General features: G+C 42.3%; 14 protein-coding genes and 3 pseudogenes. 10 read left to right on the top strand and 7 right to left on the bottom strand.

Annotated features, from left to right (window positions below; all coding sequences use genetic code 11):
• Positions 1-199 (top strand): annotated as a pseudogene (locus AC2VE5_RS19205) (hypothetical protein); the annotation flags it as partial.
• 124 nt (positions 200-323) lie between these two features.
• Here the strand turns inward: AC2VE5_RS19205 and AC2VE5_RS19200 are convergent.
• The gene (locus tag AC2VE5_RS19200) at positions 324-1103 is read right to left on the bottom strand and encodes a Ycf66 family protein (RefSeq protein WP_486889305.1); all 780 of its coding nucleotides are present in this window, start codon (positions 1101-1103) and stop codon (positions 324-326) included.
• Positions 1104-1366: 263 nt separating this feature from the next.
• Here AC2VE5_RS19200 and gndA point away from each other — a divergent pair, with 263 nt between their 5' ends.
• Entirely contained in the window at positions 1367-2857 is a 1491-nt protein-coding gene (gndA, locus tag AC2VE5_RS19195; RefSeq protein WP_486889304.1) for an NADP-dependent phosphogluconate dehydrogenase, read from the top strand.
• 34 nt (positions 2858-2891) lie between these two features.
• Here gndA and AC2VE5_RS19190 read toward each other — a convergent pair whose 3' ends face one another.
• Both AC2VE5_RS19190 and AC2VE5_RS19185 read right to left on the bottom strand, forming a co-directional pair.
• Positions 2892-4013, bottom strand: coding sequence for a 5-(carboxyamino)imidazole ribonucleotide synthase (locus AC2VE5_RS19190; RefSeq protein ID WP_486889303.1), 1122 nt, complete (start codon positions 4011-4013; stop codon positions 2892-2894).
• Entirely contained in the window at positions 4004-4492 is a 489-nt protein-coding gene (locus AC2VE5_RS19185) for a pentapeptide repeat-containing protein (RefSeq protein ID WP_486889302.1), read from the bottom strand. Before AC2VE5_RS19185 ends, AC2VE5_RS19190 begins: the two co-directional genes overlap by 10 nt.
• 81 nt (positions 4493-4573) lie before the next feature.
• Between AC2VE5_RS19185 and AC2VE5_RS19180 the strand changes: the two genes are divergently transcribed.
• The 3 genes from AC2VE5_RS19180 (at position 4574) to AC2VE5_RS19170 (ending at position 7110) form a co-directional block, all read left to right on the top strand.
• The gene (locus AC2VE5_RS19180; RefSeq protein ID WP_486889301.1) at positions 4574-4921 is read left to right on the top strand and encodes a phage holin family protein; all 348 of its coding nucleotides are present in this window, start codon (positions 4574-4576) and stop codon (positions 4919-4921) included.
• 635 nt (positions 4922-5556) lie between these two features.
• Positions 5557-6375 carry a sugar phosphate nucleotidyltransferase gene (locus AC2VE5_RS19175; RefSeq protein ID WP_486889306.1) on the top strand — a complete coding sequence of 273 codons (819 nt, stop codon included), beginning with the start codon at positions 5557-5559 and terminating at the stop codon, positions 6373-6375.
• Positions 6376-6456: 81 nt separating this feature from the next.
• Positions 6457-7110 (top strand): PIG-L deacetylase family protein, encoded by a 654-nt coding sequence (locus AC2VE5_RS19170; RefSeq protein WP_486889300.1) that lies wholly within the window; start codon positions 6457-6459, stop codon positions 7108-7110.
• 57 nt (positions 7111-7167) lie between these two features.
• Here the strand turns inward: AC2VE5_RS19170 and prfC are convergent, their stop codons facing one another.
• Positions 7168-8802: a peptide chain release factor 3 gene (gene prfC, locus AC2VE5_RS19165; RefSeq protein WP_486889299.1), complete on the bottom strand. Its 1635-nt coding sequence runs from the start codon at positions 8800-8802 to the stop codon at positions 7168-7170.
• Positions 8803-8934: 132 nt separating this feature from the next.
• Between prfC and AC2VE5_RS19160 the strand changes: the two genes are divergently transcribed.
• The 3 genes from AC2VE5_RS19160 (at position 8935) to AC2VE5_RS19150 (ending at position 10221) form a co-directional block, all read left to right on the top strand.
• Positions 8935-9279 carry a DUF4870 domain-containing protein gene (locus AC2VE5_RS19160; protein ID WP_486889298.1) on the top strand — a complete coding sequence of 115 codons (345 nt, stop codon included), beginning with the start codon at positions 8935-8937 and terminating at the stop codon, positions 9277-9279.
• Positions 9280-9351: 72 nt separating this feature from the next.
• Positions 9352-9504, top strand: a complete 153-nt coding sequence (locus AC2VE5_RS19155) for a hypothetical protein (protein ID WP_486889297.1) — start codon at positions 9352-9354, stop codon at positions 9502-9504.
• Between the two features lie 426 nt (positions 9505-9930).
• The gene (locus AC2VE5_RS19150; protein WP_486889296.1) at positions 9931-10221 is read left to right on the top strand and encodes a Ycf66 family protein; all 291 of its coding nucleotides are present in this window, start codon (positions 9931-9933) and stop codon (positions 10219-10221) included.
• A gap of 202 nt (positions 10222-10423) precedes the next feature.
• On the opposite strand, the gene AC2VE5_RS19145 is transcribed toward AC2VE5_RS19150, so the two are convergent.
• Positions 10424-11662: a lipid-A-disaccharide synthase-related protein gene (locus AC2VE5_RS19145; protein WP_486889295.1), complete on the bottom strand. Its 1239-nt coding sequence runs from the start codon at positions 11660-11662 to the stop codon at positions 10424-10426.
• A 151-nt stretch (positions 11663-11813) separates the two neighbouring features.
• Here AC2VE5_RS19145 and AC2VE5_RS19140 point away from each other — a divergent pair, with 151 nt between their 5' ends.
• Positions 11814-13676 carry a BamA/TamA family outer membrane protein gene (locus tag AC2VE5_RS19140; protein WP_486889294.1) on the top strand — a complete coding sequence of 621 codons (1863 nt, stop codon included), beginning with the start codon at positions 11814-11816 and terminating at the stop codon, positions 13674-13676.
• Positions 13677-13740: 64 nt separating this feature from the next.
• A complete protein-coding gene (locus AC2VE5_RS19135; protein ID WP_486889293.1) occupies positions 13741-15195 on the top strand; it encodes a serine/threonine protein kinase in 1455 nt (484 codons plus the stop codon).
• A gap of 10 nt (positions 15196-15205) precedes the next feature.
• Here AC2VE5_RS19135 and AC2VE5_RS19130 read toward each other — a convergent pair.
• Both AC2VE5_RS19130 and AC2VE5_RS19125 read right to left on the bottom strand, forming a co-directional pair.
• Positions 15206-16135: pseudogene (locus AC2VE5_RS19130) on the bottom strand (ABC transporter ATP-binding protein).
• A gap of 32 nt (positions 16136-16167) precedes the next feature.
• Positions 16168-17290 (bottom strand): annotated as a pseudogene (locus AC2VE5_RS19125) (CmpA/NrtA family ABC transporter substrate-binding protein); the annotation flags it as partial.
• Positions 17291-17470 lie beyond the last annotated feature (180 nt).

The following is a 17470-nucleotide window of genomic DNA, read 5'->3' as shown; positions in this document are numbered from 1 at the left end:
TAGTCCAGAGTTAATGCCTGTTGAACATATCTGGGAAGATATTCGAGAAAACAACTTTTATAATCAAGCCTTTTCCTCCCTTGAACAAGTAGAAGATGTACTTTGCCAAGGCTTACTTGAACTTTCTTCTAATAGTGAGCGCCTGCGCTCTATGACTTTCTTTCCTCACCTTCAATTACTACCTCTGATCGCAACTTAGTATCAGAAGGGGGATGCGATCGCATCCCCCTTCTAACAGCTTGAATTGAATAACACAACCCTAAAACAATATTGCCTTTGGGCATTTTCGGCTTCAACGAGAAATCTCGTTCTCTACCGTTTTACTAGCTAGGGGAAGGATTTTCTGGCACTTCTGGATCGGGCGGCGATACGGGTTGATGCTTCTCCTCTGCGTCTTTTATAGCAACTTCTATTCGTTCCGGATCGGGTGGGTGAGGAGGAACTGCTACCATCGGGGTTTGCTCCTCTTGGGTTAAAGCGGTTTCTACAGCTTGAGAAACTGCTTCTTCTTCTGTCAAGGGTGGTATAACGTCAATAGTTTCTACTACCTCTGTGGGTTCTGGTGGCGCAACTTCTGCGGTAGTTTCTACTACCTCTGTGGGTTCTGGTGTGGGAGTGCGGTTGTCAATGATTTCAACCTTTGCATCGACTGGTGGCTTAGGAGTTGATACAGGTTTAGTTGCCACAGAAGTTTTAGGTGGAGCCGATTTATTTAATACTTGTTGCATTTGGTTTTTTAACCCTTCAAAAACACCAGCAGCCCTTGATGCCACGCCAGGAACAGACTTTGATACTTGTGACACCGTACTTGTAACGGCGGCAGGAGTTGGCAACTCCGTCTGCTGGGCTTTGGGAGTAAGCTTGCGGCGTAACTGCAAAGTTTGACTGATAGACCAACCTAATAAAGCTACACTCGCCGCGTGACCGAGTAATAACCCGCCCGTAATGCGACTTCCATACACCCATAATACGCAAGCGTAGAATAGTCCTACCCCACTCCAGATAAAATCATTTTTGCGGTGTACTTCTGGAAAAAAGAAGGCAGCCATATAAAGTGCCAAGCTACCAAGACCGACTGCTAATGCCAGAACGTATGCCAGCATAATTGTGGGTACTCCTTACAATGTCAAACTAGATATCTCAATTCTGCAAGAGAATTGTTGAACTAGATACAAATAAAAATTATTTTGATGTTTAAAAATAGAAAGCAGAGGCTGAACATCTCTCTTTTTTTGGCTATTGCTAAGCTTTTAGTTACTTTTTTCTGATTTTTAATTTCTTCAGCAGTAAAGAACTGATAAAATCCGGCTACCCTAAAAAGGAATCAACGCATATTGAACGTATAGTGCATTAACCCATTAAATTTATGGCACAACAAAGTTTTGGCGTAATTGGTCTAGCAGTTATGGGTGAAAACCTAGCGCTAAATGTCGAGCGTAATGGCTTCCCGATTTCTGTTTACAATCGTACTCCCGAAAAGACCGATGCTTTTATGCACACGCGGGCGGAAGGCAAAAATATCCATGCTGCCTACTCAATTAAGGATTTTGTCGATTCTTTAGAGCGTCCGCGCAAAATCTTAATTATGGTCAAAGCAGGTGCGCCAGTAGATAATGTCATCAACGAGCTTAAACCTCTGCTTGATGACGGTGACATCATTATTGACGGCGGCAACTCTTTGTACGATGACACTGCCCGCCGTACCCGCGAACTCGAACCCCTGGGCTTTAGATTTATTGGCATGGGTGTCAGTGGTGGCGAAGAAGGGGCTTTAAATGGTCCTAGCATGATGCCTGGAGGCACGAAAAGCTCTTACGAGTACTTAGAGCCAATTTTGACTAAAATCGCCGCTCAGGTAGAGGACGGTCCTTGTGTAACTTATATTGGTCCTGGTGGCGCTGGTCACTACGTCAAAATGGTCCACAACGGCATTGAATACGGCGATATGCAACTAATCGCTGAAGCTTACGATCTATTGAAAAATACTTTAGGTCTTAATCATCAGCAATTGCATGAGATTTTTGCAGAATGGAATAAAACAGACGAACTCAATTCATTTCTAATTGAGATTACTGCCGATATCTTTAGATATATCGATCCCGATACAAATCAACCTTTGGTAGATTTGATTATGGATGCCGCCGGACAAAAAGGTACAGGGCGCTGGACAGTACAAAGTGCTTTGGAGCTTGGGGTATGTATCCCGACGATGACGGCGGCGGTTAATGCCCGAATCATGTCCTCTTACAAAAAAGAGCGGGTATCAGCTTCGCAAATTTTGACAGGTCCCACAGGCAAGTATGAGGGAGACTCGAAGGCTTTTATCAATGCCATCCGCGATGCTCTCTACTGCTCGAAAATCTGTTCTTACGCTCAAGGGATGGCACTATTAGGTACGGCATCAAAGGAATATTCCTACAGTCTCAATTTGAGCGAAATGGCACGAATTTGGAAAGGTGGCTGTATTATTCGAGCCGGGTTTTTGGGTAAAATTCAAAGTGCTTTTATTGAAAACCCCGCCCTACCTAACTTATTACTGGCTCCAGAATTTAGACAGACAGTTTTGGATAGACAAACCGCTTGGCGGGAAGTGTTATCATCGGCAGCAAAATTAGGGATTCCTGTCCCAGCTTTTAGCGCTTCATTAGACTATTTTGATAGCTACAGACGCGATCGCTTGCCGCAAAATCTCACTCAAGCTCAACGGGATTACTTTGGCGCTCACACCTACGAGCGGACAGATAAAGAGGGCTTTTTCCATACAGAATGGACACAATTCTCTGAGCAGTCAGTACAAACTTCAACCCCAGAGCCGATGCAAGCCGAGCAACCCACAACACCACCTACCAAGGTCTAGGGTTCTTATTGTAGAGGCGTTGCAAGCAACGTCTCTACAATTGGGGATACCAAATAGCTTCAATTGTTTGGGCGATCGCCTCTGCGTCCCCCGTATTATCTAATAGGACTGTGACGTGTCCTAATTTTCTGCCGGGGCGCGAAGCTTTTTTGTCGTACCAATACACGTAGGTTTGAGGTAAAGCTGCTAATTGCTGGCGCTTGACTAAATAATCATTTTCAGCGTCTTCGTAACCTAATAAGTTCACCATTACCGCCCCAGGGGAACGTAAAGTAGTGCCACTCAAGGGCAGAGCGCAAACCGCGCGTAAATGTTGCTCAAATTGGGAAACTTCGCAAGCATCCAAGGTAAAATGCCCGGAATTGTGGGTGCGCGGGGCAATTTCATTTACTAATACTTGGCGATCGCACTTTAAAAATAGCTCAATGCCAAATATACCCACTGCTTGGAGGTTATTAAGCAAGCTATGGGCGATTTCCTGAATTTGGGTAGTAAGTTCTGGGCTAATATCGGCTGGAGCGACAACGCGATGGCAAACTTGGTTTTTTTGTTGAGTTTCAACCACCGGGTAAGTAACAATTTCACCACTGGGCGATCGCGCGGCAATTATGGCTAATTCTTTTTCAAAGGGGACAAATTCTTCAACTAAAAACGATGTTTTTTTGCCTGTACTGGCTAGATGCTGCAAACTAGCAGCGTCTTGAATAATAAACGTACCTTGCCCATCGTAGCCGTGGCGACGAGATTTTAATACTAAAGGAAATTGCTGAGGGACGGAAGTGTCTTCTAAAGTGGCAAATTTGGGTACTGGTAAGCCGATTTGTTGCAAATAACAGCGCTGGTGGTATTTATCTAACAAAGGCGACAAAACTTGTAAACCTGGACGAAAACATACACCTTGCTCGGCTAAGGGTGCTAAAGCTTGTAAATCTACAAACTCATTTTCAAAGGTAACGACATCGCAGCGCGTCGCCAACGTCGCCGTAGCTGTAGCATCGTCTACGGCGGCAAAAATCGTCTCGGAGGCGATCGCCACTGCCGGATCGTCGTGGTTTGGCGTTTGCACTACTAATTCTACGCCTAGCTTCTCGGCGGCGCTTGCCATCATCAGCGCCAGTTGTCCCCCACCAATTACACCAACGCGCTTTATCGACATCCTAAAGAGTAACGAGTTTCAATACCAGTTTTTGGATTTATACCACTTGCCTTCGCGCACAATTCTTTGATTTGCGCCCGATCTAAAATTGCATCGGTAAAATCAGCATTATTAATATTAACATCATCAAAAATCGCCCTTAGTAGCAGTGCTTCGGTTAAAACCGCATCGCCTAGATCGGCTTTAGTTAAGTTTACTTGATCGACCATCGCATTACTCAAATCTGCACCGTGCAAAGAAGCCCCAGTCATCACCGATGCGCTAAAAACTGCCCCGCGCAAGTCTGCATTAGAGAAATTAGCAAGTTCCATATTGGCATTAGAAAACTCCGCCGCTCTTAAAGTTTGACCGGAAAAATCCCGCGATTTTAATTGAGCGTTACTAAAAGATAAAGGTGGCGGATAATCTGTCGCCTGGGCTGGCATTGCCCCGAAAAAAAGAACTAATATCAAAATAGAGCCGATAAGTTGCCGCCACATAGAAAATTTTAACGATTGAGGTGGGAATGCTGCTTTTAAGCTTACAAGAGTTTTCGAGCCAATTTGAGAGAGAAAAATTAAATGCCAGAATTTTTGATTACTTGGTTGATTGCAGCAGTCGCTTTGATGATTACAGCTTATATAGTTCCAGGCTTTTTTGTTGCCAATATTATTAGTGCGGCGATCGCATCGGTTATCTTGGGATTGGTCAATGCCATTATTAAGCCTCTATTAGTCGTTTTAACTCTACCCCTAACCCTGCTAACTTTTGGCTTGTTTTTGTTTGTCATCAACGCGATCGTGATTTGGCTGGCAGGCTTGCTAACCCCTGGTTTTGTCGTCCAAGGGTTTTTACCAGCATTAATTGGCTCCATTGTTTTAACTCTAATTACTAGCGGGTTAACGCTATTGGTGGGAAGGAAAAGTTGAATTATCAAATCTAAGATAACTAAGAAGCTTTCATTTCTCAATTTTTGTTCGAGTCCCCACTTCTTGCCAAGCAAAGATCAAAACAAAATAAAACTACGAGCTTTCAACCAAAACAGAAGTTTCGATACTTGCTAGTTCCAAAGTTAAGTTTGCCCAAAACCAACTCATCAATTAGACATATTTTTCAATAGATATGTCATACACAGCTATTTTTATTAGTTTTGTGTTATTCAAAATAAGGCTATAGAGTGAGATCTTAAACATTTTTATAGCCTGGTAAAATCCTTGCTATACTTTAGTAATTGTAATTAATAAATAGCGCTGATAAATTAGAGAAATTTACAAGGGGTATATACAGTACATTAATATGTGATTTTTTTGTATTTATTAATACAAATATTTAGAATAAACGTCAGCTTGAGAATATACTTTGAGGAAGATGTACGAATAAAAAATATGACCTATCGTGGCTTATTAAGAAGATGGAATTAAATTACAAACAATCAAAAATGATTTGTTACATCCCAAGAGTAATTGAAATATCAATACAGTTACTTAATATTTCACGAGCAAATAAATGGAAATAATATATTAGTTGCCATTAAATAAAATTGATATTAATAGAAGGAATACCAATGAAAGTAGTTTTGTTTTGTGGTGGATTGGGAACTAGATTAAAAGATTTTTCTGAAGCTATACCTAAGCCATTAGTTAATATTGGGTATAGACCGATACTTTGGCACGTAATGAAATATTACGCACACTACGGACACAAAGATTTTATTTTGTGCTTAGGTTACAAAGCTGACCTAATTAAAAATTATTTTTTAAACTATAACGAATGTATTTCCAATGATTTTACTTTAATCGATGGAGGAAAAAACTTAAAATTATTAAGTAGCGATATCCATGATTGGAATATTACTTGTGTTGATACCGGACTGCATTCAAATATTGGACAAAGGTTGAAAGCTGTTCAGAAGTATTTAGAAAATGAAGACGTTTTTTTGGCAAACTATAGCGATGGACTTACAGATTTAGATTTGTCAGAAGCTATAAACAATTTTTACATTACCGACAAAACAGCGAGTTTTTTAAGTGTTAGACCATCGCAAACATTTCACTTAATTTCTGCCCAACAAAACGGAATAGTAACTGAAATTAAAGATGTAAATCAAGCTAATATTAGGATTAATGGAGGATACTTTATTTTTAAAAACCAAATATTTGATTACATCAAAGAAAAAGAAGAATTGGTATACGAACCATTTCAGAGATTAATTAATATAGAGGAGCTTTATGCCTACGAATATAACGGGTTCTGGGCTTGTATGGATACCTTTAAAGATAAGCAGCAGTTAGAAGATATGTTTGCTTTAGGTAATGCTCCTTGGGAAATATGGAAACATAATGAAAAGCTGATACCACTTAGTCTGAGCCACCAAGTTATCTAAAAAATTGGTAGTTGTTTAGATTGGGGCTTGCGGTTATAAAACAGCTTTGCCCTTTTGATGTCAAGCTTGTAATTAGTATGTATGCTCAATTTAAAATTAGCTGAAAAGCCAGATTTAGCTTACAAAGTATTATGTCTAGGCGCTCATAGTGATGATATAGAAATTGGTTGCGGAGGTACAGTTTTAAAGTTAATAGAAAAGTACCCAAATAGTATATTTTACTGGGTAGTTTTTAGTTCAAACCAGCAAAGAGAGAAAGAAGCTATTGGCAGTGGAAACAATTTTTTAGCCGGGATTGAAGACAAGAAAATTATAGTTAAAAATTTTCGAGATGGGTTTTTGCCGTTTATAGCGATGGAAGTTAAAGAAGCTTTTGAGCAACTAAAACAAGAATTCAATCCCGACCTGATATTGACTCATTATCGTCATGATGCTCATCAAGATCATCGCCTGATTTCTGAGTTGACATGGAATACATTTAGAAATCATCTGGTTTTAGAGTATGAAATTCCTAAGTATGATGGAGACTTGGGCAATCCAAATTTTTTTGTGCCTTTAGAAACTTCTATTTGCCAACAAAAGATTAAGTATCTAATTGATAGCTTTCCATCCCAAAAAGATAAACTATGGTTTAATGAGGAAACTTTTTTGTCAATTTTAAGAATCCGGGGTATGGAATCAAATGCACCGGATAAATATGCTGAAGCTTTTTATGTCCGTAAAATGATCTTCTAAAAAAATTGCCAAAAGTCCCCGCTTTTGGCAAACAGCAACAAAACAAAAATTATTGGCTCAACTTGCATTATTGGGCTGCTGACTAGAAAGTAAGGGAGAAGTTGCACTTAACTTTAATTCAGGACAATCGCCTTCTACCTGCTGACAATTCCACTCATTGCGAAATAACAACACTGGTCGTCCCAAGCTATCTTTGACGGTGACTGTATTAAACAATCGTCCGGCTTTTTCTAATGCTTCCCAACCTGCCGTTACCCACCGAGCTACAGTGTAAGGTAACAAATCTAACAGTGTCTCTACACCGTATTCTTGCAGCAAGCGGAACTGTACAACCTCAAATTGTAGTTGTCCTACCGCCGCTAAGATTGGTTCGCGTTTCATTTCATCGGCGGAGTACATAATTTGTACTGCTCCTTCTTCTCGCAATTCAGAAACACCTTTTAAAAATTGCTTAAATTTGGAAGGGTTAGGGTTTCGCAAACTTGCAAATATTTCGGGTGAAAAACTAGGAATACCTTCGTACTCTATTTTTTGCCCGTTATAAATTGTATCGCCGATCGCAAATACCCCAGGGTTATTTAAACCAATCACATCGCCAGGGTAAGCATAATCTATAGATTCGCGATCTTGAGCAAATAATTTTTGCGGACGAGACAAGCGGATCGTCTTACCAGTACGGGAATGACTCACCGTCATGTCTTTTTCAAACTTACCCGTACAGACGCGAATAAATGCTACGCGATCGCGGTGTTTGGGGTCCATATTTGCTTGGAGTTTGAATACAAACCCCGAAAACTCTGGATATGTAGGCTGCATTTCCCCAAGATTGCTATTACGGGCGCCAGGTTTGAGCGCGTAGTCAAGGAAAGTATCTAAAAATAGCTCTACCCCGAAGTTTGTCATGGCGCTACCAAAGAATACTGGAGTCATTTTTCCTTGGTGGACTAAATCGCTATCTAGCTCTGGTCCGATGCCTTCTATAAGCTCTAGATCGTCTTTAAATTGATGATACAAGTCTCGATCTAGCAACTGTTCAATGCGTGGATCGCCCAAATCTACAACGGTGCTAACAGCTTCGCGGCTACCATGAGCGCTACGTTCAAATAAATGAATTTGTTGATTCCGGCGGTCAAAGACACCTTTAAAGCGATCGCCTGTGCCAATGGGCCAGTTTACAGCGTAGGTCTGCAAGCCTAATTCTTGCTCAATTTCGTCTAATAGTTCAAGTGGCTCTCGTCCAGGGCGATCGAGCTTATTTACAAAGGTAAAAATCGGCAACTTTCGCATCTTACAAACTTCAAACAACTTGCGCGTTTGTGGCTCTAAGCCTTTGGCTGCGTCAATCAGCATGACGGCGTTATCTGCCGCCGCTAGAGTGCGATAAGTATCTTCACTAAAGTCTTGGTGTCCGGGAGTATCGAGCAGATTGATTTGACAATTGTGATACTCAAATTGCAACACTGTGGAAGTGATGGAAATACCCCGTTGCTGTTCCATCGCCATCCAGTCGGACGTAGCTTTACGCTGCGCTCGGCGGGCTTTTACGGCTCCTGCTTCGTGAATTGCGCCTCCGTACAGCAGGAGCTTTTCTGTGAGCGTAGTTTTACCAGCATCGGGGTGAGAAATAATTGCAAAATTGCGTCGATGCTCAACGGCTGTTTGCAATTCCGCCTCAAGGTCAGTGGATATCATGAAGTTTAGCTAGTAGGATGTTACAGGAATCAAAAATTACAGTAAAAACGAGAATGAGCTTATTTTTCGGTAACAATCGGTAATATAGGTTGAAAACCAGAAAAAACTTATTTTAAAGAGGTCATTATTATTATGTACGATGCAGATCAGCGAAAACTACTTTCAGCCCTAGCTCATGGTTCAATATTTTTTAGCGCTGCATTAGTATCTGTAGGCATACCGATCGCCATAATGCTAGTGTCTACCGATCCTGTGGTCAAAGAGAACGCCAAAGAAGCTATCAATTTCCATTTTAACGTCTGGCTTTACGGAGTTGTAGTTGGAATCTTGACCTTTATTAGTTTTGGTTTATTTGGGTTTATACTATTCCCAATTTATTTTGTTTTTCATTGGGGACTCGCAGCTTTTGCTGTTTACCAAACTTTGACTAATTTTGATGTCGCATTCCGCTATCCCTTTATTTTCCGTCTCTTGTAATTTAGTAAAATGCGATCGCCTCTTTGAGTATGCTGCTACAATAGAGTGATCGCATTTCTCAACAGAAAATATATGAATATTGATAATTGCGATCGCTTCTTAGTAACAAAAATCTCGTCAGGGTACGAGCTACCAGCCGACGAACCTGATTTTAAGAGAATAATCGAAGCTGCTCGACGAGGAATGAAAAAGTATCGAAATGCTTTGGTTGAGTTGGCTAAATAACGAAGCCTCCTTGACTGTCTAATTGATATGACTTATTTTTTCTCTGGGTGCAATGAATAATTTTTGACCTGAATTGCATCGCGTACTCAGTCAAATAGTTTTTTGGGCATTGTTTCACGGGAAAATATATAAATAATTTTACTGTTTTATCTGTAATCAATAGCTATACGGAAAATACCTACTTTGGTATGAAAATATATAGAAAATTTCAGAATATCTCTTCGCTTCAGGGTAATATACCGAAAATTCATCTATCACTAGAGTTATACACCTACCTTGGTGAGGACGATAATTTCAGTTTATCTGTAGGTGTTCGGGGTTGATTTGAGCGCTCGGCGGGGGTAATTGCGGAGTAAGGGTAGCTTAATTAAATCGTTATACTGCTAGTTCTTAATGGTGTCGCGCCTAATCTGAGACTAATGCTATATGGTAAATTTTGGCTTAAATATGAGTGGTTTGATTGGGCTAGTGCAGATACTAGGAGGTTTGGGATATTTTGCTTTATCTGTAGGACAGGTAGTTATTGCAGCAAGGTCAAGTAATGCTAGTAATATAGCTCTTCGATTATTACAACTGATGCTTGGACCATTTATCCTATTTCTATCTGGGGTAATAGTCTTGATTCAGGGATGGCGACTTGATCCTATTTTGCAATTTCAGAATCTTTTATTAACTGTGTTAGTTTTTTACCTTATTGTTCGAGATTTGAACAGATAGTCCTGAGTTATTCAAGTTCAGATTAATAGGTAAAAATAAAGGAAATAACCACAGGCGAAGTTCTTGATCTCTCCACTTAGCAATGCAAATGCAGCCCACAGACGAGAGTTGGTTGTGCTAAGTTCGGTTATGTTTGCTGCCGCTCACCTTTGCCGTTATCAAGGATATTTAGCAAGACATGATCGCATCCCCCAAAAAACAGTTAATTAATTTGCTCAAATTGCTCAATTAACTGCTCGGCAATTCTACGCGCTGCACCAGGTTTTCCCATTCTCCTATAACCATTTTCGGCAATTTTTGCTAAACGATCGCTGTCGCCTAATAAAGATTTTACCGCTTCTCCTGTTTGGTTTGGATGCGCTAATAAAATTATTGACGAACCCAAGTGACGGCTTTGGGCTTCGGCGAAAGCATAGGTAAACTGAGGTCCCTTTCCTGGAAATGCGATCGCGCTTTTGCCAAGTCCGACAAATTGCTCGGTGGCTGTCCCCGCCATGGCGATCGCAATTTCGGCTTTATCCAAACACTCATTGTAGGCAGTTTGAGTTAAAACAACAGAAGCATTTTTATAAGCAAACGTCCAGTTGTCTAAGGAGCAGAAGCCAGCCTGGACGAGCATTTGAGCTAAAGGCTCTAGATTTACATGACTAGAAATTGCCCCCAAAAATAATAAAGAGCGATTTCTATAAGTTGCTTGCAAACTAGCAATTGCTACTAAAATTTGCTGCCAATTAGCATAAGCTTCCGGCACTCTAGAACCAGGAAGCAAAACAATAGTTACGGAAGCTTCTGAAGATATTTGTAGAGGTTGGACGGGGGTAAGGGCATCCATCATTGGATTACCTAAGTCAAACACTGGAATACGCCATTTTTGCAGCATCTTTGCAGTCAGCTTATCTCTAGGAAAAACAGCACGACATCGAGGATTGCTCATAAAAGCGCGATCCCAAGGCAAGTAAACCGAACTATTTAACTCTAATAAACTAGCAAGGCGATTACTTTGGCGCAAATTGCCTTTCCCATCGCGCACGTAGTATTCTGACTTGGCTGTACCAACAAAAGCATAGTTTGCACCGCTCCACCAAGCAAACAATAGCGGTACGATATCCCCCACAGCTAAAACCATGCCACCACCATCTTTTACCCAAGCCCGTACAGCTTTAATTTGAGTCCAAGTTAGTTGCAACAAACCTCCTTGCAAATCGCGCACCAACTGTCGCCCATCCATGTAAACAAAACCACCAGAAGGCATAGCTTGTACGGAACCAATGACTGGAATCTCGGCGGCATAATACGCCCTACCTTCACCGACTAATGGTAATGCCGAAATACTTATCTCCATCGAGATTTGGCGTAGTTCCTGTAAAATACGCACAGCAATAATATCCTCTCCATGACCATTACTGAGGCAAAGTAATCGAAATTTAGAATTGTTGGGCATCAAAACCGATAAAAGAGGGTTTGGGTTAAATATTACATTTAATCTAAGCTTCTGGAGCGATTAGACCAAACGCGCCCGGTAACAGGCTTCGCATCATACGTTTAATCGAGCAAAAATTTCCCACTAAGTAAGGATGTTTGTAATTAATTTTATGCGTATTTCTCAAACTACAATTGTCACCTTAGCAGTTATTTTTAGCTTGGATTTACGTTTTAAGATGACGGCGGCTACTCCTTTAGGGGAAAGGCTAAGACAGCAAGAAGATAATACTACCCAACAGAACGATGTTTTTATTTTGGTTACGGATGTCCAGGTGACAGGAGTAGGTGAAGAATTACAAGAAATTGTCCGCAAAGCGGCTTCCACTCGTGAGGGGAGCGATACAAGTAATAGCCAACTGCAAGCAGACATCAAAGCCATTTTAGCTACGGGCTTATTTGTAAGCGCGCAAGCAATTACTACCAATAGCCCCGCAGGAGTCAACGTAGTATACGAAGTAGAACCAGTTATTGTAAAAGCTATCCAACTGAGCAATGCTAACGTCCTCCCAGAAAATGTTGCTTTAAACTTGTTTCAACCCCAGCTTGGTAAGGAAATCAGTTTAGAAGCTATCAACCAAAGTCGAGCAGCAATTGACAAGTGGTATGCCAAAAATGGCTATTTAGCAGCAAAAGTATTAGCTATAAATCCTAGCCCTGATGGATTACTAACAGTAGAAGTGGTGGAAGGAACTGTAAGTAGTGTTAGATTCCGTTTTCTCAATCGAGACGGAAATCCTACCAATCGCCAAGGTAAACCCATTAGAAGCCGGACTAACGAAGAATTTTTGCGCCGCGAAGTAAGAGTAAAACCGGGAGATGTGGTAAGAAGTCGCGCTATTGAGCAAGATTTGCGTCAGTTGTATCAACTAGGACTATTTAGAACCGTTAATGTTGCCTTAGTAGAAACCGGGAGACAAGTTGAGGTTATCTACGATGTGACCGAAAAGCCTGCCCGGAGTGTCAGCCCTGGGGCTGGTTATGACGACGATACAGGCATTTATGGCACAATCAACTACCAAGACTTTAATATTAGCGGCATTAATAACTCAGTCGATGTAGACTTGCAATTTAGTCGCCGTGACTTGCAATTTGAAACTTCCTTTACAAGTCCCTACCGCGCCAGCGAACCCAATCGTCCAGGTTATAAAGTTAGTGTATTTCGTCGCCGAGGGACATCGCCGACCTTTGATGGTGATATCGATCTAGCTAATAGGAGCAATCCCCGTGAGGGACGCTATGGCGGTGGTTTTAGCATCAATAAACCAATTAATAATTGGCAAGCATCGTTAGGATTGAACTACAAGCGCACTAGCATTCGCGATCGCGATGGCAATGTTTCCCCCACTGATGAATTAGGCAATGAGCTTTCTTTTAGCGGTACGGGCATTGACGACCTAACAACGGTATCAATTAGCGCGATCAAAGACAAACGCAACGACAGAAGCAACCCGACTCAAGGATCGATTCTTAGTTTGAGTACCGAGCAATCAATTCCCATCGGTCAAGGCGATATTACAATGAATCGGCTCCAAGCAAACTATATTCAATACTTTCCGGTGCAATTAATCGGAAAAAGAAATATCGAAGTAATAGCTTTCAATCTCCAAGGGGGAACTATTATTGGCGATATACCACCCTATGAAGCTTTCAATTTAGGTGGGCTTGATTCGGTTCGGGCATACGGTTCGTCAGAAGTCGGTAGCGGACGCTCTTATCTCTTAGCTTCAGCAGAGTACCGCTTTCCAATTATTCAGCCCGTAGGCGGAGTACTATTTGCCGATTTTGCAACAGATTTGGGTTCCGGCGACACGGTGTTGGGAGAACCTGCGGTAGTGCGAGGGAAGCCGGGGACGGGCTTTTCTTATGGTGTAGGTGTACGGGTAGAGTCGCCAGTGGGGTTATTACGGGCAGACTTTGGTATCAACATCAGGGGCGAAAGTCAGGTGCAGTTTGGAATTGGACAAAGGTTTTAGCGGCTAATCTGCGATCAGGATAAAATGCAGAGAGCGTAGAATTGATGTTCACTCGTCACAAAACATGATAGCTGGTAAAACATTGCAGGGCGGAAAATACACCTTAGAACAAGAACTAGGACGCGGTGGTTTTGGGATTACGTTCAAAGCTACTCATCGCTACCTAAATCAAGTGGTTGTGATTAAAACCCTGAATGACACCCTGCGGCGCGAGGCGCAATTTGCTAAGTTTCAAAGCCAGTTTCAAGATGAAGCGCGGAGATTAGCGGCTTGCGTCCACCCGAATATTGTCCGAGTCAGTGACTTTTTTATTGAAGACGGATTGCCCTACATGGTGATGGATTATATTCCAGGGGCAACTTTAGACTTGGTAGTATTTCCCGATCAACCACTTCCTGAAGCAAGGGCAATTCAGTACATCCGACAAATTGGCGCAGCTTTGCAAGTAGTGCATCAAAATAATTTGCTGCATCGAGATATCAAGCCGCAAAATATCATTCTGCGTCAAGGTACAGAGGAAGTCGTATTAATTGATTTTGGCATTGCGCGAGAATTTACTCCAGGTTCCACGCAGACGCATACAGGAATGGTTTCGGAAGGTTATGCACCGATCGAACAGTATCTTTACCAAGCCCCCCGCACCCCGGCGACGGATGTTTACGGTTTAGCTGCAACTATGTATGCGTTACTCACGGCGCGAGTTCCCGTGGCGGCAAGTTTGCGCGATCGCATTCCCATGCCTGCTCCTATTGACTTGCAACCCCAATTAAGTAAGTCCGTAAGTCAAGCTGTAATGCGCGGTATGGCGGTAGAAGCGCGGTTTCGTCCTGCCACTATCTCCGAATGGCTGGGGCTGCTTCCTGCCGCTACTAGGTCTATTCCTGTGGTTCCCGCGAAGACATTAGCAACAGTTGCTTTAATTCCCCAACACCATAAAAAGCCCGCTCGCGTAGCACCTCCTCCTAGGGCAATTCCTGCGGTTAGAAAACGCTCCTTCCCCTGGTTGCCGATTGTTGGAGGGGTGACTTTAGCAGCAATTTCTGGGGTGGTTTTAAGTGGGGTTTTGTCTAACTATTTGCAGCAACCTAACTCTGTACCCGTTGTAACGCCAGTACCAGAAGTTTCAGAGACGACCCCGCCCCAAGTAGAAGCTAGTCCTACACCAATTTTAAGGAGAACACCGGAGGGCAGGCAGGAAACAACTGAAGATTCTCTACCCCCCATCACCGATCCTGCTCCCGAAGTTACCGATTCGCCCATTCCTAGCGATACTTCATCGCCTTCATTACGGGAACAATTGCGTGAATTACGCCGCCAGAGATCGCAATCACCCGTAGAATCTCCCTCACCCGTAGAATCTCCTTCTCCTACTGGTGAGGTTCCTGATGTAGTTGTACCTACAGAAGTTATCCCGCCATCTCCTGATCCAGCAATAGGAGAAGACTTAGAGAATGATGATTTTGGAGAGCAAAAACCAGGCAAGGAAAAAAAGCGAAAACGTAAAAATCGAGACGATTAGATGAAGTCAGCTATTCATCTTGAGTAAAATAGCGATCCAAGAAATTGAGGGCATGGTTGCGGAGTTCGTAGTATTCTTTTGAGTTTCGCATTGAGGCGCGATCGCGTGGATGGTCAAAGGGTACTTCTAAGATTTCACCAATGGTTGCGGCGAGACCATTGGTCATGAGGACAATGCGATCGCTCATATATAGCGGTTCGCACTTGAGTGCAGTACACCTTAAGCATGACCTCACAGTAATTAAATCCTAAAGCTGTACTTTATCGGAATGAGAACTGCTGTAAATTGCTTCATCAACATCGTGGGTAATCATCATCACTGCTTGGCGGTGGTTTTCCCAAATATTTAATACTTGGCGCTGCAATTTGCCGCGAGTTAAAGCATCCAATGCCCCAAATGGTTCGTCCATTAATAACATTTTGGGACGAGTTGCAAGCGCTCTCGCAATTCCCACTCTTTGTTTCATCCCGCCGGATATTTCATCGGGGTATTTGTCCGCCGCCGCGTTCAAATTCACCATCGCAATATGTTCGTTAACGATGCTGATTTTTTCGGGACGGGTGGCATTTTTTAATACTTCATCTACGGCTAATCTAATGTTTTCTCGCACTGTTAGCCAAGGTAGTAGCGAGTAGTGTTGAAATACCATCATGCGTTCCGCCCCTGGTTTGCGAATGGCTTTCCCCTCTAGAGTTACTAGACCAGAAGTTGCTTTTTCAAGTCCAGCAACAATTTTTAGTAGTGTTGACTTGCCGCAGCCAGAATGACCAATTAATGAGATAAATTCATTCTCTTTGATAGTTAAATTAATTCCATTTAAAACTACAGTTTCTTTGCCATCGGGGGCAGGATAAGACTTAATTAGATTTTCTACTACTAGAAATTCTCCAGTATCAAAACTAGATGCTTCGCTATTTTTCATAGATGATAATTGGCTCATATTTCCCTCCAAATAATAATTTGTCAGCAATCCTAGGAAAAAAAGAAAGATTTAGGGCGATTGGCACGGATTTCAAAACTATTTAGATAACCTACTGGATCGCTAAAATCAAAGGCTTTGTTGTCAATAAATAATTCAGCGCTTTCAACTTTATAGTCGGCTTGGGGGCATTCTATGCCCATTTCCTCGGCAATTTCGCGGTAAAGGTCGGTTCTCCAAGCTTTACGGGCTACAGCTTCGGCATCGCTGGGAAATTCGGGGATTTGCCCCCAACGCGCCGCTTGAGTCATTAGCCAAATACTTTCTGATTGCCACAAAAAAGTAGAATGATCGCCAGGGATTTTAGCTAAATTGTCGGGCAAGTCGAAGAAAATAGTTGTATCAGGCGATCGCACTGTCCGATCTTTGCCATCAAAGCCACCATAATTGTAATCTCCCACAATTGCCGCGCTGGTTAATGTTGGTTTAGCCCCGGTGTAAGACTTTTGAGCGATAATTTTTGCTACTTCGGGGCGGTTTTGGGGCTTGCTGCAATATTGACAAGCTTCAATCATTGCCTTGACTAAAGAGCGATAAGTTTTTGGGTTTTCGTCAATAAAAGACTCCATTACTGCTAGTAGCCTATCTGGGTGTCCTTGCCAAATTTCCTTTCCTTGGGCAAAAGTAAACCCAATCCCCTCATTACCGCTAATTGCCCGCGTATTCCAAGGTTCGGCTACCATATACGCTTGCATCGCCCCAATTCGCATATTTACTAGCATCTGCGGCGGTGGCACAATAATTACCCGAAATTCTTGAAAAGGATCGATTCCGGCGGCGGCGGATAGATAACGGACAAAATACTCGTAAATAGCCGAACTCAGCACTACCGCCCAAACTCTTTCTGCGGCGGGAATACTATCAAAATAGCGGCGAAAATCTCGTCCAAAATCCTCCAAGTTGCCGTTATATTCTCGCCAAGGACGCAATCCTGATTCCCACATTGCTTTATTCATCGTTAAAGCGTTGCCGTGGCGATAGAATAGTCATTGCCGCGCACAATGGGGCTTGCATCGCGCCTTCTGCGCCATCTCTAGCATTAGTTACTGCCCCACACACAACAGGAGAAGCGTCCAAACGTCCGAAAATTATTCCATCGCGGGATGTCCCCCAACTATAGCAATCCTGAATCATATGTGAAAATAGAGGAGTTAAGAATATACTTGAAGATAGATGTTGTTAAAGAACAGTCAAGTGGAAATAACAGCTCTGAGCGATTTCATCGATAGCAAGCGCGATCCCAGAGAACTAAAACGGGCGTTAGCAGTTCAAATGGTGATACAGAAGTATTCCTAT

Source organism: Aliterella sp. E5.1 (genome assembly GCF_057473825.1).
This window is presented reverse-complemented; position numbering and strand designations above follow the sequence as displayed.